Origin of the sequence: Flavobacterium sp. NRK F7, assembly GCF_024054195.1 — a bacterium.
GTDB lineage: Bacteria > Bacteroidota > Bacteroidia > Flavobacteriales > Flavobacteriaceae > Flavobacterium.
Map to the genome: position 1 here is coordinate 1,188,169 of NZ_JAMXLB010000001.1, position 20,814 is coordinate 1,208,982.

General features: G+C 31.3%; 20 protein-coding genes. 11 read left to right on the forward strand and 9 right to left on the reverse strand.

What is annotated here, in order from left to right; translation table 11 throughout:
* The first annotated feature begins 2 nt into the window (after positions 1 to 2).
* The 5 genes from NHF47_RS05010 (at position 3) to NHF47_RS05030 (ending at position 2,677) form a co-directional block, all read left to right on the forward strand.
* Entirely contained in the window at positions 3 to 353 is a 351-nt protein-coding gene (locus tag NHF47_RS05010) for a cytochrome C oxidase subunit IV family protein (RefSeq protein ID WP_252763904.1), read from the forward strand.
* Positions 354 to 438: 85 nt separating this feature from the next.
* On the forward strand, positions 439 to 1,146 hold the full coding sequence (locus NHF47_RS05015) for a hypothetical protein (protein ID WP_252763905.1): 708 nt from the start codon (positions 439 to 441) through the stop codon (positions 1,144 to 1,146).
* A 5-nt stretch (positions 1,147 to 1,151) separates the two neighbouring features.
* Positions 1,152 to 1,832 (forward strand): SCO family protein, encoded by a 681-nt coding sequence (locus NHF47_RS05020; protein ID WP_252763906.1) that lies wholly within the window; start codon positions 1,152 to 1,154, stop codon positions 1,830 to 1,832.
* A 25-nt stretch (positions 1,833 to 1,857) separates the two neighbouring features.
* Positions 1,858 to 2,403 (forward strand): DUF420 domain-containing protein, encoded by a 546-nt coding sequence (locus NHF47_RS05025; protein WP_252763907.1) that lies wholly within the window; start codon positions 1,858 to 1,860, stop codon positions 2,401 to 2,403.
* Positions 2,393 to 2,677: a hypothetical protein gene (locus NHF47_RS05030; RefSeq protein ID WP_252763908.1), complete on the forward strand. Its 285-nt coding sequence runs from the start codon at positions 2,393 to 2,395 to the stop codon at positions 2,675 to 2,677. The genes NHF47_RS05025 and NHF47_RS05030 overlap by 11 nt, the downstream gene beginning before the upstream one ends.
* Before the next feature lies 1 nt (position 2,678).
* On the opposite strand, the gene NHF47_RS05035 is transcribed toward NHF47_RS05030, so the two are convergent.
* Positions 2,679 to 4,070: a DUF4403 family protein gene (locus NHF47_RS05035; protein WP_252763909.1), complete on the reverse strand. Its 1,392-nt coding sequence runs from the start codon at positions 4,068 to 4,070 to the stop codon at positions 2,679 to 2,681.
* A gap of 100 nt (positions 4,071 to 4,170) precedes the next feature.
* On the opposite strand from NHF47_RS05035, the gene NHF47_RS05040 reads away from it, so the two are divergent.
* The 3 genes from NHF47_RS05040 (at position 4,171) to tsaB (ending at position 7,566) form a co-directional block, all read left to right on the forward strand.
* A complete protein-coding gene (locus NHF47_RS05040; protein ID WP_252763910.1) occupies positions 4,171 to 5,493 on the forward strand; it encodes a TolC family protein in 1,323 nt (440 codons plus the stop codon).
* Positions 5,494 to 5,496: 3 nt separating this feature from the next.
* Complete coding sequence (locus tag NHF47_RS05045) at positions 5,497 to 6,804, forward strand: efflux RND transporter periplasmic adaptor subunit (RefSeq protein WP_252763911.1); 1,308 nt, start codon at positions 5,497 to 5,499, stop codon at positions 6,802 to 6,804.
* A 102-nt stretch (positions 6,805 to 6,906) separates the two neighbouring features.
* Complete coding sequence (tsaB, locus tag NHF47_RS05050) at positions 6,907 to 7,566, forward strand: tRNA (adenosine(37)-N6)-threonylcarbamoyltransferase complex dimerization subunit type 1 TsaB (RefSeq protein WP_252763912.1); 660 nt, start codon at positions 6,907 to 6,909, stop codon at positions 7,564 to 7,566.
* A 6-nt stretch (positions 7,567 to 7,572) separates the two neighbouring features.
* Here the strand turns inward: tsaB and NHF47_RS05055 are convergent, their stop codons facing one another.
* Genes NHF47_RS05055 through NHF47_RS05065 form a run of 3 tightly spaced genes read right to left on the reverse strand, consistent with a single transcriptional unit; the run spans position 7,573 to position 10,663 of the window.
* Positions 7,573 to 8,391, reverse strand: a complete 819-nt coding sequence (locus NHF47_RS05055) for a mechanosensitive ion channel family protein (protein WP_252763913.1) — start codon at positions 8,389 to 8,391, stop codon at positions 7,573 to 7,575.
* A complete protein-coding gene (locus NHF47_RS05060) occupies positions 8,384 to 10,408 on the reverse strand; it encodes a thioredoxin domain-containing protein (RefSeq protein WP_252763914.1) in 2,025 nt (674 codons plus the stop codon). The genes NHF47_RS05055 and NHF47_RS05060 overlap by 8 nt, the downstream gene beginning before the upstream one ends.
* Before the next feature lie 54 nt (positions 10,409 to 10,462).
* Positions 10,463 to 10,663, reverse strand: coding sequence for a dodecin family protein (locus tag NHF47_RS05065; RefSeq protein ID WP_140997210.1), 201 nt, complete (start codon positions 10,661 to 10,663; stop codon positions 10,463 to 10,465).
* Between the two features lie 158 nt (positions 10,664 to 10,821).
* Between NHF47_RS05065 and NHF47_RS05070 the strand changes: the two genes are divergently transcribed.
* Positions 10,822 to 13,065: an inorganic phosphate transporter gene (locus NHF47_RS05070; protein WP_252763915.1), complete on the forward strand. Its 2,244-nt coding sequence runs from the start codon at positions 10,822 to 10,824 to the stop codon at positions 13,063 to 13,065.
* A 26-nt stretch (positions 13,066 to 13,091) separates the two neighbouring features.
* Here the strand turns inward: NHF47_RS05070 and NHF47_RS05075 are convergent, their stop codons facing one another.
* Positions 13,092 to 13,991 carry a NifU family protein gene (locus NHF47_RS05075; RefSeq protein ID WP_252763916.1) on the reverse strand — a complete coding sequence of 300 codons (900 nt, stop codon included), beginning with the start codon at positions 13,989 to 13,991 and terminating at the stop codon, positions 13,092 to 13,094.
* A gap of 157 nt (positions 13,992 to 14,148) precedes the next feature.
* Between NHF47_RS05075 and NHF47_RS05080 the strand changes: the two genes are divergently transcribed.
* Together NHF47_RS05080 and NHF47_RS05085 are read left to right on the forward strand one after the other, a co-directional pair.
* A complete protein-coding gene (locus NHF47_RS05080) occupies positions 14,149 to 15,153 on the forward strand; it encodes a type IX secretion system membrane protein PorP/SprF (protein ID WP_252763917.1) in 1,005 nt (334 codons plus the stop codon).
* Between the two features lie 63 nt (positions 15,154 to 15,216).
* Positions 15,217 to 15,735 carry a gamma carbonic anhydrase family protein gene (locus NHF47_RS05085; protein ID WP_252763918.1) on the forward strand — a complete coding sequence of 173 codons (519 nt, stop codon included), beginning with the start codon at positions 15,217 to 15,219 and terminating at the stop codon, positions 15,733 to 15,735.
* A gap of 125 nt (positions 15,736 to 15,860) precedes the next feature.
* Here the strand turns inward: NHF47_RS05085 and murI are convergent, their stop codons facing one another.
* The 4 genes from murI to bamA form a co-directional block, all read right to left on the reverse strand.
* Positions 15,861 to 16,640 carry a glutamate racemase gene (murI, locus tag NHF47_RS05090; RefSeq protein ID WP_252763919.1) on the reverse strand — a complete coding sequence of 260 codons (780 nt, stop codon included), beginning with the start codon at positions 16,638 to 16,640 and terminating at the stop codon, positions 15,861 to 15,863.
* A gap of 76 nt (positions 16,641 to 16,716) precedes the next feature.
* On the reverse strand, positions 16,717 to 17,220 hold the full coding sequence (locus NHF47_RS05095) for an OmpH family outer membrane protein (RefSeq protein ID WP_140997204.1): 504 nt from the start codon (positions 17,218 to 17,220) through the stop codon (positions 16,717 to 16,719).
* A 27-nt stretch (positions 17,221 to 17,247) separates the two neighbouring features.
* The gene (locus NHF47_RS05100; RefSeq protein ID WP_308219257.1) at positions 17,248 to 18,045 is read right to left on the reverse strand and encodes an OmpH family outer membrane protein; all 798 of its coding nucleotides are present in this window, start codon (positions 18,043 to 18,045) and stop codon (positions 17,248 to 17,250) included.
* 119 nt (positions 18,046 to 18,164) lie between these two features.
* Entirely contained in the window at positions 18,165 to 20,813 is a 2,649-nt protein-coding gene (gene bamA / locus NHF47_RS05105) for an outer membrane protein assembly factor BamA (protein ID WP_252763920.1), read from the reverse strand.
* Between the last annotated feature and the right edge of the window lies 1 nt (position 20,814).

Consider the following 20,814-nt stretch of genomic DNA (forward strand, 5'->3'; position numbering starts at 1 on the left):
TTATGGCACACGCACACGAATCAAATACAAAAAGAATCTGGATCGTTTTTGGTTTACTTTCAGTTATCACTACAGTTGAAGTTGCTTTAGGTATTATTAAACCTGATTTTTTATTCAGAGGACATTTATTATCAACTAGTTTATTGAACTGGATATTTATTATTCTAACTTTAGTAAAAGCATACTATATTATGTGGGCTTTTATGCACTTAGAAGGTGAAAAAGCTAGTTTACGTTGGTCTGTAGTAGCTCCTTTAGTGTTTTTAATTCTTTATCTATGTTTTATTGTTCTTGTAGAAGGTGATTACATTTATGAAGTATTTAAAGACGGTCACTTAAAATGGATATTTTAACCTTTGTTTAGATATAGTAAATCCCGATTTTCATCGGGATTTTTTTTACTTTTGTACTACTCAATTTGATCAAAAAGTATAATTAATGAAAAATAAAATAATCCTTGTTATTCTATTCATCTTTCCTATAGTTACCTATTTAATTTTTGCATCTGCTAAGCATAATTCTTTGTTTTTACCTGTTTTGTCTGAAAATAATTCGGAAATTCCTTCCGATTGGACTGCTTTAGGAAATGAAAAGGTACACCTGCAAGATAAAATCACCATTCTAGGCTTTACAGGTACCGATATGAAGGAGTTTAAAGCCAATATGTTTAATTTAAACCAAAAGATATATCACAAATACTTTGGGTTTGAGGATTTTCAAATGGTAATGATAGCACCTAGTGGAACGGAAAACGAAATTGAAAAAATGATAGTGGAGTTAAATCGTATTACAGAGGATATGAAAGGATGGAAGTTTGTTTTCGCTACTCCTGATGAAATTGAAAATTATTATGATGGCTTTAATTTTAAAACAGCCTTAGATACAACCAAAGGAACTTCTCAAGTATTTATTTTGGATAAGAATAAAAACCTTAGAGGAAGAAAAGGTAAGAATAAAAAAGGAGAAGAAGAATACAGAGAAAGCTATAACGCTTCTTCAGCAGCCGATTTACACAATGAAATGACAGATGATGTCAAGATTATTTTAAGAGAGTACCGTCTGGCTTTAAAAAAGAACAAGCGAAAAGATGAATTTAGAGATCATATTGTAGATGGTGTAGAAAAGAGTTCGCAAGATAAAAAGTAATAAAAATGAAGAATAAATCGTATATAGGGATATCATTAATTATATTGATATTTGGAATTTGGACAGTTAAGGAGTTTCAAAAAAGATATGATGACGGTAATTTAGAAACAACTTATGATAATAATTTAAATAAGAAAGAAGGTAAAAGTGAAAGTCTTTTTTTAATGGGAGAAGTTCCCATATTTGAATTGACCGATCAAAACAATAAAACAATTACCAATAAAGATTATTTAGGGAAAGTGTATGTAGTAGAGTTTTTCTTTTCTACGTGTCCAACTATTTGCCCTATCATGAATCAAAATATGTTGAAGTTACAAGAGGAATTCTACGGAAATCCAAAATTTGGTATTGCTTCTATTACTATTAATCCAGCTTTTGATACGCCTAAAGTTTTAAAAGATCATGCCGATTTGCTAGGGGTAAAACATTATAATTGGCATTTGTTAACAGGCGATAAAGACTATATTTACAATTTAGCGAATAAGGGATTTAATATTTATACCGGTGAAAATAAAAAAGTAGCGGGTGGTTTTGAACATTCAGGCTTGTTTGCTTTAATAGATAAAGACGGAAACATTCGCTGTCGAAAAGATGAATTTGGTAATCCTATATTGTATTATGATGGTACTACCGATGAGGGTGTAGTTGCCATTCAAGAAGATATCAAGAAATTATTAGAAGAATAAAATTTACAATTTAAACATTCCATCAATGGAAAATAATACTACAATAGAAACAAAATATAATAAGTTAATAAAGGTATTGTCAATAGCTATACCCTTAGCAGTTGCAGCTCTTTTTGGAGTTAGTTTTAAACGTTTAGGATTAGATGTAAAACCATTTACTTTTTTGCCGCCTATTTATGCGACGATTAATGGAATTACTGCAATATTGTTAGTAATTGCTGTAATAGCGATTAAAAACGGAAAGAGAAAGTTGCATGAAAACCTTATGAAAACAGCTATTGGTTGTTCAGTTGCTTTTTTGTTGATGTATGTGGCCTATCATATGTCTGCTGAGACTGCTTCATTTGGAGAAACCGGATTCATTTATTATGTGTATATGTTTATTCTAATTACGCATATCATTTTATCAATAGCTATTATTCCATTAGTTTTAATTACATATGTTAAAGCTTTGGCACAACGTTTTGATAAGCATAAAAAAATAGCAAAAATTACATTTCCAATATGGCTATATGTTGCTATCACGGGCGTTATAGTATATCTTATGATTTCACCTTATTATGCAAATTAGAATAAAAAGTAAAAAAATAAAAGTAAAAAGTAAAAAGTTGGGTGTTTTAAAAAAAATACTTTTCTCTTTTATCTTTTTACTTTTGCCTTTCTTCGTAGAAGCACAATGTGCCATGTGTAGAGCCGCTTTAGAAAGTGAAGAAAGTGGCGTGCAAGCAGAAGCCATCAACGATGGAATTGTCTATCTTATGGTTATTCCATATATTTTAGTCGCAGTGGCAGGTTATGCTATCTATCGATTGAAATTTGCTAAGAAAAAAGAAGTTACTCCTTAGGTTATTCCATTCCGTCAATAGTAATTTTCATTTTCCCATTGGTAGAAATAAACGCAATAATAGCTTTATTGGTTAATTCTACTTTTTCAAAAGTAAAATCGTTCATGTTTCCATTAATAAAAACGCCTTTCATTGGCGAGTAATTGTTTAAATAACTAGCCATACTTTTTTTCCCTTCATCCATATTTTCTTGAATGGAATACCTACAGTTTTCTTGTATTTTTCTTAAAATAGTACCTTGGGCTAACCAATTGGCCGATTTTAAAAGGACGCTCTTAGTATTTAAAACATAATCCAGTTTGTCGAAAAAGATTTCTTTGGTAACTGAATTATATTGTGGATAACCAGATAAATAAATGGTGCCATTTACAGAGCCCAACAAATCTAAAGCAATAATTAACTTGCCTTCATTTTGCCATAAATTCACTTTTTGAACACTTACTTTCTTGCCTCCTGAACCAAATTCTTGACCTTGAAAATTCTTTGTAATAACTTTAGAAGCACTTTCGTAAGTAGAAACTGCTGCTACAGCTACTTCAAATTCGTTAGGTATGGTTTTAACAGGTTTTAAGACTAATTTGTTTTTATCAAAGGTGTTTTTAGGTTCCTGACCAATCATCGTCTGCATGGTGCATTTTAATCCCATGTCTAAAGTAATTTTACCATTCTTTAGTGCTGCTTCGGTCACATATAATTCTACGGGAACTAATTTGAACCAAGCTTCATAAGCTTCATTAGTTAATACAGGTGTACTGATTTTTTCCATCGCATCCAAAACCATGGGTTTAAAATCGCAAGAGGTATCAATAGCTTCATCAATCGTTTTGGCAATCTTGTTTTTAAAAATAGAAATTGTCGGATTGATGAGATAGGTAATTGGTACTTTTTTACCTGCAATAACTATATTTGGACTTTCACTCCATTCAAAATTTGTGATAGAGGATTGCGTGGTAAGTTTCCAATTGTATAAATGCGCTTTACTATTTAAAGTAATAGTTCCATTTAAATTGATTTCTTTAGTATCGTTTAAAGCCATGAAACTGGTTCCGTATTTTACTTTAGTCCAAATTTTTAAAGGAATTACTGAAAGAATCTCACCGTTTTTTTCTGTCAAACGAATAGGGGCTGTTTTCCAAATTTTCATCTCAGTATTATCATCTGAAAGCTCATTATCCTCATAGATTAAGCCTTCCATATTTTTGTTTAAAAGTGTTTCAATATCTTTTAAGGTAATTTCAGTTGGTAAAGAAATAAAGGAAGTTTTATTTTTAAAAACCATTGGGCTATCATCTGATAAAGGTGGTTTTAAAGCTTCAATTTTTTGAGCAGAACTACACGAAACAATCAAAAATAAGATAGAAACTAAAAGAATAAGACTAAAGATGTATTTCATTTTCAGAGAATTTGATTACAAAAATAAAATATTATATGATTAGTGTAACAAAAACTTCTTTTTTTGGTCTTATAAGAAATTCATTTATAATTCATCTAAAATGATCACTAAAAGAATACTTATTTTTTTCTTACTCCTAGGGATACCCATTTTTGCACAAGAAAAAAAATGGACGTTGCAGGAATGTGTCAACTATGCGATTGAGAATAATATTTCAGTAAAACAATCGGAACTCGATTTAAAAACAACAGAGGTTGAGAAATTAGAGGCAATTGGAGGGTTTTTACCTTCATTGAATGGAAATGCTAATTATAGTATTAATACAGGAGCCAACATTAATCCTGCGACTAACCAATTCGAAAATCAGACTTTTAAATCTTTTTCCGCTTCTGTAAATTCCAATATTACACTTTTTAACGGACTGGCAAATTGGAAAACGTATCAAAGAGCCAAATTAAATAAGATTGCAAATGCATATCGTTTGGATAAAATGAAAGATGATATTGCTTTATCTGTTGCAAATTCCTACTTACAAATTTTATTCAATAAAGAGCAATTAAAAGTTCAAAAGAATCAGAATTTGATTACCAAAGACAATCTTAAAAGAACACAAGAATTAATTGATGCAGGATCTGTTCCAGCTGGTGATATTTATGAATTAAGAGCTACAGATGCCACTCAAGAACAACAAATTATAAGTACAGAAAATGCATTAATAATTTCAAAAATAGCGCTTTGTCAAACGTTGTTGTTAGATAATTATGCCTCTTTTGATATCTCAGATGAAGAAATTGAAATTCCAATGACCGATATTGTAAATGAAAGTCAGGAAGCTATTTTAGCGAAAGCTAGAGAGGCGGTAAATGATATCAAAATCGCAGAATCTAATGTCTCAATAGCAAAAAAAGATTTATCTATTACCAGATCTTCTTATTTGCCAACTTTAACCGGTTTTGTAGGTTATAATACAAGATGGTCAGAAAGTGCGGTGTTAAGTTTTTCAGATCAGTTGTCTTTATTTGATGGTACTGCTATAGGTTTACAGTTAAATGTGCCTATTTTAAATGGATTTTCAACTAGAGGTCGCGTACAACGTTCTAAAATTAATTTGCAACGTTCTGAGTTTCAATTGAAACAAGCCGAGTTAGATTTAGAAAGAAATGTGTACCAAGCATACAATGATGTCATCAATGCACAAAAATCTTTTGAAGCGGCTCAAAAGACGTTAGAAGCTAGAAAATTAGCCTATGATTTTGCAAAAGAAAGATATGAAGTAGGCTTAATGAACGGTTTTGATTTTTCTCAGTCTTCGATTACTTTAGAAAATGCACAATCTGAAGTCTTAAGAACCAAGTATGATTATATTTTTAGAACCAAGATACTAGAATTTTATTTCGGAATACCATTAATTCAAAAACAATAAACCATGTCAAAGAAATCGATATACATCTTATTAGGAAGCATTGTAGGTTTAATCGTGCTTTTAATTGCCTTAAAAAAAGGAGGCGTTATAGGTAATAATGATGATAGTAAAGAGGTTGAAGTTGCTAAAGTAGACCAAATGAACATCGTAGAAACTGTTTCTGCTACAGGAAAAATTCAACCAGAAATTGAAGTAAAAATTTCTTCTGAAGTATCGGGTGAAATTATTCAATTGCCTATTAAAGAAGGACAACAAGTTAAAAAAGGAGATTTATTGGTAAAAATAAACCCAGACATTTACGTTTCTGGAGTAAATAGAACGGCTGCAAGTTTATCAACTACTAAAGCAGGTTATAGCCAAGCAGAAGCACAAGTTAAAGAAGCAAAAGCAAATTACGATAGAAACAAACCTTTATTTGAAAAAGGAGTGATTTCAAAATCAGAATGGGATCGAATTGTATCGGCTTATGAAGTTGCAGAAGCGAATAAACAATCGGCTTATTTTAATGTACAAAGTGCAACAGCTACTTTAACAGAAGCGCGTGATAATTTAGGTAGAACTACCATTTATGCGCCAGCTGATGGAACTATTTCTTTGTTATCAGTAGAATTAGGAGAGCGTGTTTTAGGAACCCAACAAATGGCTGGAACTGAAATTCTTCGTGTGGCTAATTTAAATAATATGGAGGTTGAAGTAGATGTAAATGAAAACGACATTGTAAAAGTTACTGTGGGTGATTCTGCAAAAATTGAAGTAGATGCTTATTTAAAGAAAGAATTTAAAGGTGTTGTAACCAGTATTTCTAATTCGGCTAGTTCTGCATTAACAGCAGATCAGGTAACTAATTTTAAAGTTAAAGTTAGAATTTTAAAAGAATCTTACGAAGACTTGTTAAAAGGAAAAGCACCTAACTATTCTCCTTTTCGTCCAGGTATGACTGCTACGGTTGATATTATTACCACTAAAAAACAAAATATAATTGGAGTGCCTATTAGTGCTGTAGTAGTTAAAGAAGATACCACTTCTACTAAAAAAGACATAGTAGCCGAATTAGAGAAGGAAGAAAAACAAAACAAAGGCACCTATAATCCAGATCAAAAGTTTGAATGTGTTTTTGTAAAAGTAGGAGATAAGGCTAAATTAAGAGTCGTGAAAACAGGAATTCAAGACGATACCAATATCGAAATTATGGAAGGCTTGAAAAAAGGAGAAGAAATTATTACTGGACCATATTTAATGGTTTCGAAAGATTTGAACACCAATGACAAAGTAAAAGTTCAAAGTAAGAAAGACGATAAAGCAAAAAAGTAGTTAATAGTTAAGGTTATTTTTTTGAGACGCAAATTTTATTTGCGTCTTTTTTTGTTTTAGTAAAGTACTAGTTTGTATTTTTGCAATCATATAAAAATCAAAATGGCCATCATTTTAAACTTAGAAACAGCAACTAAAAATTGTTCGGTTTCAATAGCCAAAGAAGGCAAAACATTACTTTGTAAAGAAATTGCAACTGAAAATTTTTCACATGCTGAAAAATTGCATGTTTTTATAGGAGCAATTTTAGAAGAAACGCAGTATCGTTTTAACGACATTCAAGCAATTGCAGTAAGTCAAGGTCCTGGTTCATACACCGGTTTGCGAATTGGAGTTTCGTCTGCTAAAGGCTTGTGTTATGCATTAGGTATTCCGTTAATTGCTATTGATACGTTGGCTTTGTTAGCCAAACAAATTACCATTGAGGAAGGTATTATAATTCCGATGATTGATGCAAGAAGAATGGAAGTGTATACAGCTTTTTATGATAAAAACTACGGTAGAATTAGAGCTACTGAAGCTGAAATTATCGATGCGAATTCCTATGATACTCTAACGGAAACCCTACACTTGGTTGGTGATGGTGCGCTCAAATTTAAAGCCATTTTAACCAAAAGTAATTTTGTTTTTCATGACGATATTGTTTATCCTTCAGCAAATGAAATGAGTAGTTTGTCCTATGAAAAGTACAAAAAAAGCGACTTTGTAGATGTCGCTTATTTTGAACCTTTTTATTTAAAAGATTTTGTCTTAAATAAATAGTTTGTATTATTTTTTTTGAATCTCCACTTGATGCGGATAAGGAATTTCGATTCCAGCTTTGTCAAATGCCACTTTACATTGTTCTAAGGTCTGACTATGAACAGTTAAAAAGTTTTCTGCTTTTGCCCATGGTCGCACCGCTAAATTAATGGAGCTATCCGCTAAAGCCATTACAACTACCGCTGGCGCAGGTTCTTTTAAAACCAATTCATTTTTACTTAATACTTCTAAAATGACTTCTTTTACTTGTTTTAAATCGGAATTGTAATCAACACCAATAGTTAAGTCAATTCTACGAATGCCTTCTTGGGTATAATTTTTAATGACACCATTTGATAAAGCACCATTTGGAATATAAACGGTTTGATTATTGGCTGTTAAAAGTCGAGTATTGAAAATTTGAATTTCTTTTACAGTGCCAATTTCGCCTTGCGCTTCAATAACATCATCTAACTTAAATGGCTTGAATAAAATTATTAAAATCCCACCAGCAAAATTAGATAAAGAACCTTGTAGTGCTAAACCTACCGCTAAACCAGCGGCACCTAAAATAGCAACAAAAGAAGAAGTAGGAACACCTAAATTAGAAACTACTGTAATAAATACGAGAATACGAAGGGTCCAAAAGATAAAATTGCCAATAAAATTTGAAAGGGTAATATCAACTTCTCTTTTTAGAAGTATTTTTTTTATGGTTTTTGTAAGAATGCTGGTTAGCCACAATCCTAAAAATAAGATGATAATTGCCGTTACTACTTTGGGAGAATATTCAACTATGGTTTTAATTACAATTTCAGTATATTTTTCAATTTTTTCGCTAGTCATTTTTTATTTGGTTTATAATGTTTTCTACTTTAATCTCAGGAATTTGACACGTCTTATTAGTGCAAAGATACAGGAAGTCTTGGTCTTTGTCAAATCTATCCTGTAAAAAGGGAAGGTTGACTGCAGTAGTAGTTCCTGCAATTAAAAGTTGGGGTGCATAGTTTTTTTGAACCTGAATAGTATTTGCTACAGCATTATTTCCGCAAATAGCAAGTTCTTTTTGTCCTTCTAAAGTGTTCATCCATAAGGAGAGCCAATTGGAAAAAGCAGAAGCATAATCAATGGTCGGTAAAATTTGAGCCAACATATTTTGGTACACTTTTTCATAATAACTATTGTCATAGTAAATACTCAACTTATAAAGATTATGCCCCATAACTGAATTAGAAGCAGGAATAACATTGTCTTCTATTTCAAAATGTGTAGCAATTAAGGCAGGTGCATTTCTGGAAGTAAAAGTAAAAAATAACTCGTTTTCATTGTAAAAGTTTTCGAAGCAATAATCTGTCAATTGCTTGGCTTGAGATAAATAATGAAAATTAAAAGTAACTTGATACAATCGAATAAAGGCCTGAATGGTAAAAGCATAATCATCTAAAAAGCCATTAATTTTACTTTCTTCATTTTTATAGGTGTGCCAAAGGCTTCCGTCTACAGCTGTGAGCTGGTCCTGTATAAAAGCAGCTATTCCTTCCGCTTTATCCAAATAATCTATGTTTCCTAAAGCCGTATAGCTATCAACAAGTCCTTTAATGAGCAAAGCATTCCAAGAAGTAATACTTTTATCATCTAAACGAGGTTTGTTTCTTTCTTTACGAATGTGAAACAATTTTTCTTCCCAAATTTTCTTTTTTTCTTTGACGAAAGCAACAGAAACAGAAGTTTTTTTTGCAATTAATTCAAGACTTTCCTTTTGAATAAAGACGTATTTTTTTTCTTCTTCCCAATATCCAAAAGGATTAATATTAAATACTGTTGAAAATAGATCATAGTCATCCTCTAAAATTGCCTGTAATTCTTCTTTGGTCCAACTATAATAGGCTCCTTCTTCTAAATGCTGGTTTGCATTTAAACTATCCGCATCAAGGGAGGCGAAATAGCCTTTTTTCTTATTTAGAAGTTCATTATCACAAAAGCGAATGGTTTTTTCAATGACTTCTTTATATAACTCATTTTTTGTGCGTTTGTATGCATCTGCATAAACAGAAAGCAATTGGGCATTATCATAAAGCATTTTTTCAAAATGAGGAATGTGCCATTTACTATCTACGGAATATCTGGAAAAACCACCTTCAACGGTATCAAATAAACCACCCCAAGCCATTCTTGTAAGAGTTAAATCTACATAGTGTAACAATTGTTGGTTGTTATTTTGAAAACCATAGCGTTGTAAAAATTCTAAATTTGTTGGCATCATAAACTTTGGTGCTCGAGAATAACCTCCATATTCTAAATCAAAACTTCTTTGCCATTTTTCGATTAATAGACTCATGTTTTGTTTGGAAAAAAGGATAGTTTCTTTAGGTTTTTGAACTAAACCTAGCAATTGAATGCCTTGATGTAATTTAGTAGCATATTCCTCCATTTTTTGCGGATTATTTACAAAAAGTTCTTGGAGTTGTTCCAAGGCATTTGTCCATTCTTCTTTACGAAAATAAGTGCCTCCCCAAACTGGTCTTCCATCGGGTAGACATACTACATTCAAAGGCCATCCCCCTTGTCCACTCATAATTTGAATCGCTTTCATGTAAATGGCATCCACATCAGGTCTTTCTTCACGATCTACTTTTATAGATACATAGGAACGATTCATCACTTCTGCTACCTGTTCATCTTCAAAAGATTCATGTTCCATAACATGACACCAATGGCAAGCAGCATAACCAATACTAACGATGATTAATTGATTGTTTTTTTGAGCAAAATTAAGTGTTTCGGTATGCCAAGCTTTCCAATGGATTGGGTTTGTGGCATGCTGTAGTAGATAAGGACTTGATTCTAAATGTAGTTCGTTCATAGGGATAAAAAAAGCGTTCGTAAAGAACGCTTAAAGGTAAGTAAAGAATTAAAATTAATCTAATTCAAAGGTGACTTTTAAATTCACACGAAATTCAGTTACCTGATTGTTTTTTACTGCTGCACTTTGTTCTTTAACATATACAGATCTAATGTTGTTCAATGTTTTTGATGCTTTTTCAACTGCTTGTTTTGTTGCATCTTCCCAGCTTTTTTCTGAGCTGGATAAAATTTCTATAACTTTTAATACTGCCATAATTTGTTTATTTTGTTGTTAATAATGTATTTAAAGGTAGTCAAATTATTGAGAAATTGCAAATTGTATATTTTTAAAAATAAAAATTAATAACATTAACTTAACATTGAAAAGAAATAGTTGCAGGACTTTTGCAAAAGAAAAAACTTTAAGAGTAGATGGAACAAATATATCTTGTAATGCTTGTGGCATTAGCATTATTAGCGTCAATAGATTTAATGGTTGGAGTAGCTAATGATGCTGTTAATTTTTTAAATTCAGGAATAGGATCTAAAGCAGTATCTTTTAAAACTTTAATGATAGTTGCAAGTATTGGAATTGCACTAGGAGCCTTGTTTTCAAGTGGTATGATGGAAATTGCTCGTAGTGGTATTTTTGTCCCTGCCATGTTTACCTTCAATGATGTAATGATTATTTTCTTGGCAGTAATGATTACAGATGTCTTGTTATTAGATATCTTTAATTCATTAGGATTGCCAACTTCTACTACAGTTTCTGTTGTTTTTTCTTTGTTAGGAGGTGCTGTTTGTTTAGGGGTTTATAAAATGATTTCCAATGCTAATAATACCAACACGATTTTAGACTTTATCAATCAAGAGAAAGCAACTGAAATTGTCTCGAGTATTTTAATTTCTGTAGCGCTTTCATTTACTATTGGGGCATTAATACAATATGTATCTAGAATTATATTTTCTTTTCACTATGAAAAAAGAATAAAATACTTTGGTGCTATTTTCGGGGGTATTGGTATTACAGCTATTACTTACTTTATTTTATTTAAAGGTTTGAAAAGTTCTTCTTTCATGACCGCTGATGTAAAAGAGTTGATGAAATCAAATCAAATGCTAATTATTGCAGTTTGTTTTGTGTTTTGGACGTTATTGTCTCAAGTTTTAATCAGTTTAAAAGTAAACATCTTTAGAATTATTATTATAATTGGAACTTTTGCTTTAGCACTAGCTTTTGCAGGTAATGACTTAGTAAACTTTATTGGGGTGCCTATTGCTGCTTTACAATCCTATGATATTTATATCGCAAGTGGTAGTGATTCTACGATGTTGATGGGTGCTTTAGCATCTTCCGAATTAAAAGCTAATTTTTGGTTGCTATTGATTGGTGGTGGTATTATGGTATATACGCTTTGGACTTCCAAAAAAGCAAAAGAAGTAATTGCTACAGGAGTAGATTTATCAAGGCAGAGTGAAGGAACGGAACGTTTTGATGCGAATAATTTATCAAGAGTTATTGTAAGAGGTGTTATGTATATTGGTCAAGTATTAAATTACTTTTTGCCAAAATCATTAGAAGTTAAAATTGATAAGCAGTTTACCAAAGTAGTACCTACTTCTAAAAAGAGTGAACAACCTGCTTTTGATATGGTGAGAGCATCAGTAAATTTAATGGTTGCTAGTATCTTAATTGCCATAGGGACTTCTTTAAAATTACCTTTATCTACAACCTATGTAACCTTTATGGTAGCTATGGGTACTTCCTTTGCAGATAGAGCTTGGGATAGAGAAAGTGCTGTTTATCGAGTAGCGGGAGTTATTAATGTTATTGGAGGTTGGTTTGTAACGGCGTTTGTTGCTTTCTTAATGGCTGGAACGATAGCCGTACTTTTAACCTTTGGGAAAGTGTTTGCATTTTTTGCTTTAATGGTGACTGTTGGAATTCTTTTATATAGAAGTGCTAGAAAGCACATGAAAAAAACAAAGGAAAAAGAAGAAGAAATAAAATTAAAGAAAGAAGATATATTTTCTATTAAAGAAGTTATTTCTGAAAGTTCTTCTCAAGTAGGTAAAGTGATTCGTAAAACGAATGCATTGTATACAGATGTAATTAACAATTTAGGATTGCAAGATTTAGCCAAACTAAAAGATAATAAAAAGAAACTTAAAAAGTTAGAAAAAGATATTGATGACTTAAAGAGTAATGTATACTATGTAATTAAAAATTTAGATGAAACCTCATTAGAAGCAAGTAAGTTTTATGTTCTTATTTTAGGCTACTTACAAGATATGGTTCAATCGATTGGATATATTACGGTAAATAGTCATTCTCATATTAATAACAATCACAAGCAATTAAAGTTCAATCAAATTAGAGATTTAAAGTCGGTTGATAACAAATTAAAGCATCTATTTGATAGACTTACAGTAACTTTCCAGAAAGAAGACTTTTCTCAAATTGATGAAATATTAAAAGAAAAGGCAAATCTTTTGGAATCTATTTCAGAATTAATTCAGAAGCAAATCATAAGAATTAGAACTACTGAAAATAGTCCAAAAAACAGTAAATTATATTTTGGATTGCTTTTAGAAACCAATGATTTAGTAAAAGCAACTATGAATTTACTAGAGTTGTTTAAAGAATTTAATAAACAAGTCGAAAAGAAAAAATAAAAAAGAGCCTTTAAGGCTCTTTTTTGTTATGCATTAGTAGCTTCAACCACAATTCCACTGTCGTTAAGCATTTGTTTTAACATATTTTCAATCCCGTTTTTTAAGGTAAAAGTTGATGAAGGACATCCACTACAAGCTCCCTGTAAAATTACTTTCACTTTTTTGGAGTCTGCATCAAAGGATTCAAACATAATGTTACCTCCGTCACTTTGTACCGCGGGTTTTACATACTCTTCTAGAATATTTACAATTTGTTGAGAGGTTACATCTAAATTTTCAAAATATGTTTCTTGTTGTTTCTTATGGGTTTCAGTCGTTACAATTTGTGATTCATCCACTACTAGATTCCCGTTCTCAATATATTCTTTTATAAAAGAGCGTAATTCCATTGTGATTTCACTCCAATCAGCAATTTCATATTTAGTAATTGAGATGTAATTTTCATCAATAAAAACTTCTTTGACAAAGGGGAATTGGAACAATTCCTTAGCTAAAGGAGAAGCTTTAGTTTGATCAATATTTTTACATTCAATTAAGGTTTTGGTTAATAATTTATTGCTTACAAACTTTTGAACCGCTGGATTAGGAGTGGTTTCTGCATAAATCGTAATAGGTTGTTTTTTTACAGAAGTAACTTCTTGTTTCAGAATTTCTCCTCCATTTTTGATAAATTCTTCAATTTGATTGGCTACCGCATCTTGAACATCTTCCCATTCTACTATAGAAAATTTTTCTATTGCAATAAAATTACCTGAAATATATACTGTTTTAACAAAGGGTAAATAAAACAGTTGCATGGCTAATGGTGAATTTTTAGTCTCGTCAATGTTTTTAAATTCAAAATTTTGACCTTTAATGATGGTCTCTTCCAATTCAAATTTTAAAATGGAAGGATTAGTGGTGTTTTTTATGGTTATTTTTGACATTATTTAGTAATCTTTTTGCAAAGATAACGAACTTATAACGTAAAAAAGAATTTAACTTTTAAATCTGTAAGCAAAAACCATTGATAATAACATAAAATTTATATCTTTGAAAAATTAGACAAAAGGCATTTAATCAAATAAAATCTTGATAAAAGAAATGGATTTTAAAAAAAGTTATTTAATTATTGTGTTGTTTTTAACACAACTCTCATTTTCCCAAGAAGGAATTGCTGTTTACTCCGATTATCTATCTGATAATTATTATTTAATTCACCCTTCCATGGCAGGTGCTGCAAATTGTGGAAAAATACGTTTAACAGGTCGCCAACAATGGTTTGGACAAGAAGACGCACCCTCTTTGCAAACGTTAAGTTTTAATACTTCGATAGATCAAGACGGTAAATCAGGTATAGGAGCTATTGTTTTTAATGATAAAAATGGATATCACTCTCAAAGAGGAGCTAAATTAACTTATGCGCACCATTTGCGTTTTTCAAGAGGAACGACTGACTTAAATCAATTGTCTTTTGGATTAAGTGCAGCGTTTATTCAAAGTCAATTAGATGAGACTAGTTTTACAAATCAAGCTTTTGACCCTTTTATTTTTGGAGGGATTTATCAAAAAGACGCTTATTTTAATGTTGATTTAGGGGTATCGTATCATTTTCTTGATTTTTTTACTCATGTGACTGTTAAAAACTTTTTAGCCAATAGAAGAGAAATTTATACTGAAGGAATTGAGTCTGATAATTTAAGAAAATTCTTATGGAGTGCTGGAGCAGTTTTTGGAGATGAGGATAGATTATTATGGGAGCCTTCTTTTATGTTTCAATATACGCAAGAAACTACTGAAAAGGCAATTGATTTAAACTTAAAAGTTTATAAAGGTGTTGAATTTGGTAGAGTATGGGGAGGTCTTTCTTACAGAAGAAGTTTTGACGGAGCTGAATATTTAGATGGAAATGCAATTGGAGAGCAAAAATTACAATATATCACCCCAATTTTAGGAGTTAATTACAAACAATTTATGTTTGCTTACACCTATTCTCACATTATAGGCGATATTAAATTTGATAATGGTGGATTTCATCAAATTACTTTAGGTATTGATGTGTTCTGTAAAGCGAAAGAATGGAGTTGTAATTGTCCTGCGGTTAATTAATTCCTTGAATAGATACAAATAATTAATGTCCCGATTTTTCGGGACATTTTTATATAACTTATTATGATTATTAAAGAAGTAAGAGGTAAATTCCCTCAAATACCTGAAGATTGTTATGTGGCAGAAAATGCGACTATTGTGGGAGATGTGCAATTAGGCGAAAAATGTAGTGTTTGGTTCAATGCTGTTATTAGAGGCGATGTTAACCGAATTGAAATAGGGAATAAGGTGAACATTCAAGATGGTGCCGTCATTCATTGTACCTATTTAAAGCATCCTACTAAAATTGGAAATAATGTTTCAATTGGTCATAATGCAATTGTTCACGGCTGCGAAATTAAAGACAACGTTTTAATTGGAATGGGTGCTATTGTGATGGATAATTGTGTTGTAAATAGTAATTCCATTATTGCGGCAGGTTCTGTAGTTACTCAAAATACCGTTGTTGAATCGGGAACCATTTATGCAGGTGTGCCAGCTAAGAAAGTAAAAGCAATTGATGAAAGCGATTTTTCGGGTGAAATTGAACGTATTTCGAATAATTATGTAATGTATTCTAGTTGGTTTAAAGAAGAAGAATAGGAACGAGTCTTTTAGGCTTGTTTTTTAACCGTAATCCTGCTGTTCGTTTTAGTTTCTAAAATTAATTTTAGAAAGCTATCACTTCCATCAGGGTTAAAATGGGTTGTTTTGTGTATTATTTGGAATTAAAAATCCCTCTCAAACACACTTTGTTCGTGATTTAAAATGCTTTCTAATACACGAGGATTAGCATTGGTATAGAATTTTTGCCAACTAGCTTCTGTAGTGTTAGAAAGCAAATCATGTTTCTCTAATACTTTTTTAGTTTGTCGTGCTACGGCTTCACCAGAATCGATTATTTGGATATGTTCTGGTATGATTTTTTTAATTTGAGGAATAAGATACGGATAATGGCTGCAGCCTAATACTAAATAATCGATATTCTGATCAATCATAGGTTTTAAATAACTTTCCAATAGTTCATTCATTTCTGCAGAATTGATATCACCATTTTCAATTAATTGTACCAAACCATGGCCAATTTGTTCAATTACTTTGATGTTTTTAAAGTGAGAGAGTTTTTCATGAAACAAATCACTGTTTAATGTCCCTTTTGTGGCTAAAATGCCAATAGTTTGTGTCTTTGATTGGTTGGCAGCAGGTTTTATTGCCGGTTCAATACCTATAAAAGGGACATCATATTTTGCTCGTAATTCGTTTATAGCATTTGTAGTTGCAGTATTGCAGGCTACCACAATGATTTTAGCATTCTTATTTAATAAGAATTCTGTGTTTTTCATGGATAGTGCTATAATTTCATCTTTGGTTTTTAAACCATATGGAGCATTTTTACTATCGGCAAGATAGATGGTGTTTTCATTGGGTAATAACGCGTGAATTTCTTTCCAGATTGAAGTGCCTCCAATACCAGAATCAAAAAGGCCTATAGGGTAATCCTTACTCATAAAACAAATGTAAAAAAAAACTGTTCAAATTAATTAAAATTTGAACAGTTAAATATGCTTTTGTTTTGTTTTTTTATTAGAAACCTAATTCTTTTTTCACATCAGCAAGAATGTTTGGTCCATTTGCTACTAATAAACCACTTCCTTCTGTTGCGTCAATTACATAATCATAACCTTTAGCAGTTGCTACTTTTTTAATTGCAGCTTGCGCTTTTTCCATGATTGGTTTTAATAAATCCAATTCTTTTTGTTGTAATTGTTTACTAGCACTTTGTTGGAATTCTTGGATACGTTGTCCCATTCCTTGCATTTCTTTAGAACGTGTTTCGTTTAAAGCTTCTCCAGCAGTAGGAGCTTCTTGCTCATACTTTTGTAATTTTGTTTGATACTCTTGAACCATACCTTTGTATTCTTTATCATAAGTATCTTGGATTGTTTTTAATTGCGATTGAGCCGCTTTCATTTCTGGCATATTCGTCATCAATTCCTTAACATCAATATGAGCCATTTTTGATTGCGCTGATACTTGAGCTGTAATAAAAAGTACGAATGCAATAGCTAAAGTTTTTAATTGTTTCATTTTTCTATTTTAAATTTATTTAGGTTATTATTTATCTTCTTTTTCGTCTGTTTTATCTTTTTCAATTACTGTGCCATTTTTTTCAGCTTCGAGTTGTTTTCTTTTTTCTAGGGCTGCTTTTTTTCGCTCTTCAATAATTTTTTCTCTTGCTGCTTTTCGTTCTTCCATTAATTTTTCTCTAGCGGCTTTCTTTTCATCTAAAGCTTTTTGTCTTTCTGCTAAGGCTGGATTTTCATCTTGAATATCTTCTTTAGCTTCTTTAGCTTCTTGCGCTTTTAGTTCTTTTTTAGACAGTTGTTCTCTTCTTTCAGATCGCATAATAGCCCTTACCACTAAGTCGCTTATATCGTGCCTTTTGTCAGCAAATAGAATGGTTAAGTCCGAAGATTTATCTAAAATAAAATCATATCTTTTTTGTTCAGCAATGTCTTGAATGGCAGTGAAAACTTGATCTTGAATCGGTTTTACAAGGATAGACTTTTGTATAATTAAATCACCACGAGCACCAAATCTTTTTTCTTGGTAGTCAAATAGTTCTTTCTCTTGAAAAGCAATTTCTTCTTCTCTTTCTTCTATAAGTTCTTTAGTAAGTAATACGCGTTCGGTATCTAAACTTTCTTTTAATTTTTTTATTTCGTTTTTTTTAATTTCAATATCTTCTTTCCATTTTGAAGCTTTCTGCTCTAATTGCATTTTTGCTTCTGCATAATCGGGAGCTTTTTCTAAGATATATTCCATGTCGATATATCCAATGCGAACACTTGCTGATTGTGAAAAGCTCGTGAGAGAAAGTAATACTGATGTTATAAAAAATATTTTTTTCATCTGTTGTTTATTTTTAGTTTTTAATTTTCAGATGCAACTCAAAAAACTGTCCGAAAGATAAGAAATGTTTTTATAAGTTTTGTTTTCATCTTTTGATTTTAAACTAAACGTAAAAAATACTAAAATTGTTGTCCAATGATAAAATGGGTTTGCCATCCACTCTTTGTTCCTTGTCCAGGAATAGGGTCAAATCCATGTGCAAAATCGATACCTAATAATCCGAATGCAGGCATGAAAACGCGTAATCCAAAACCGGCAGAACGTTGCATTTTAAATGGATTGTAATCTTTAAACTCATTATAAGCAGCACCCGCTTCTAAGAAGGTTAATCCGTAGATGGATGCGGCTTGTTTTAGTGTGATAGGGTATCTTAATTCTAAAGAGAATTTATTGTAAATAGTACCTCCGTCTGTTGTAGATAGGGAATTGTTAGGATAACCTCTTAATTGAATTACTTCTCTACCGTCTAGCGAGAAATTGGCTAATCCATCTCCACCTAAGTAGAAACGTTCAAATGGGACTAATCCTCTATCTTGATTGTATGCTCCCATAAACCCAAACTCACCTAAAGAACGTAATACTAATTTGTCATAAATTCTTGTATACCAATCCGCTTTAAATTTGATTTTATAATATTCTAACCAATTAAATCTTTTTTGGTCATATTTTCCTTGGTCTAAGTCAGCCTCACTTGCATCAACTTTTAAATACTTTCCAGTTGCAGATGAATAAGCAATATAATCACCTTCTTGAACTAGTTCTCCATTTGAATTAATTCCAGTTGATAAATTACTGCTCGAAGAGTATCTCAATTTATATTCATCTTGGTTTTTCAAGTCAGCATAATCTACACCATTAAATAAAGAGTAAGGTGGTGTAAATCTACCAGTTACGCTAAATTCAGAACCATACGTTGGGTAAATGGGGTTTACCCCTTTACTATTTCTACTTAGGCCAATTGTATAAGCAATATTTCTAGAGGCTCCATTACCAAAAGTAAATAATCCAGTATTGTAATTATTCAAATCGTAATATTGAAAGGATACACTTTGAGACAATACAAAGAAATCATCTGGTACATTTAATTGTTTAGCAATTCCGACACTTAAAGAAGTAATGTTGAAACTTTGATTTCTTGTTACATCTCTTGTACTATAGTTGTATAAAAATTGTTTACTGTGTGAAATAGAGGTTGAGAAGCTTACTGGTTTTCTTCCTCCAAACCAAGGTTCAGAAAAGGATAAGCTATACGTTTGGAAATAAGAACTACCTTGTAAACGCAAAGACATTTTTTGTCCGTCTCCCATAGGTAACGGTTTGTAAGCATCTTTGTTGAAAATGTTTCTAGCTGAGAAATTGCTAAAAGAAAGACCTAAGGTACCTATAAATCCTCCGCCACCATAACCTCCTTGAAGTTCAATTTGGCTAGCTCCTTTTTCTACTACATTATATTCAATATCAACAGTTCCTGCTTGAGCATCTACGTTTTTGAAATCGGGTTTAATAGATTCTGGGTCAAAGAATCCTAATTGACCTATTTCTCTAATAGAACGTACTAAATCTTCTTTACTGTATTTATTACCTGGTTTTGTGCGTAATTCACGATAGATAACTTTATCATTTGTTTTGTCGTTTCCTACTACTGTAATTTTATTAAAATAAGCAATAGGTCCTTCCGTAATTCGAATTTCAAAATCAATTGTGTCATTAACGGTTTTCACTTCAACTGGGTTAATGCTAGAAAATAAATAACCACTGTTTTGATACAAATTAGTCAAATCTTCTGCGTCAGGTTTTGTGTTGTCAGCTATTCTTTTCTGTAAAAGAACACCATTATATACATCGCCTTTTTTAATACCAATTAATCGTGCTAATTGTTGGTCTGTATAAACCGTGTTACCTAAATATCTAATGTTACCAAAATAATATTTGCGACCTTCTTCAAGATTTACTTTTATATCGATAAGGTTTTTTTCTTTATCATAAGTAACTGAATCAGAAATAATTCGGGCGTCTCGATACCCTTTTTCTTTGTATTTATCAATAACAGTAACTAAGTCTTCTTTGTATTTGTCTTTGATGTATTTTGAAGCTTTAAAGATTCGAATTGGATTTTTTTGTTTGGTATTTTTGAATGCTTTTCTGAGTTTCGAATCTGAAATTTCAGAATTACCTTCAAAGTCAATACTTCTAACTTTTACTTTGTCACCTTTGTCTATGTTAACAAGCATTTTTACTTGTGTTTCAGTAGAATCAGGAGTAGTAGTTATAAATACTTTGGTATTGTAAAAGCCATCTTTTTTGTATTTGTTTTCTATGTAATTTTTAGTAGTAGTTACTAAATTTTCATTGACTACTTTACCTTTCTTTAAATCAACTTCTTTGATTAAATCTTCGGCTTTACCTTTTTTAATTCCTTGGATTTTAACGTCAGATAATTTTGGAGATTCGATTAAGTTTAATTCTAAGAAAATACTATCTCCTTTAATATTGTTTACATAAAAATTAACATCGCTAAAAAGGCCTAATTTCCATAATTTTTTAATAGCTGTACTAATGTCTTCACCAGGAACCACTATTCTTTGGCCTTTTTCAAGTCCAGAAAAGGTAACAACAGTTTGTTCACTGTATTTAATTTTGCCAGTTACCTCTACACCTCCTAATATGTATTCTTTTCCGTTTTCTAATTTTGTTTCTTGTGCAACTAATTTAGTACTATTACCTATAATCACAATGGTAAAAAGTAATTGTAAACCTTTTTTTAACATT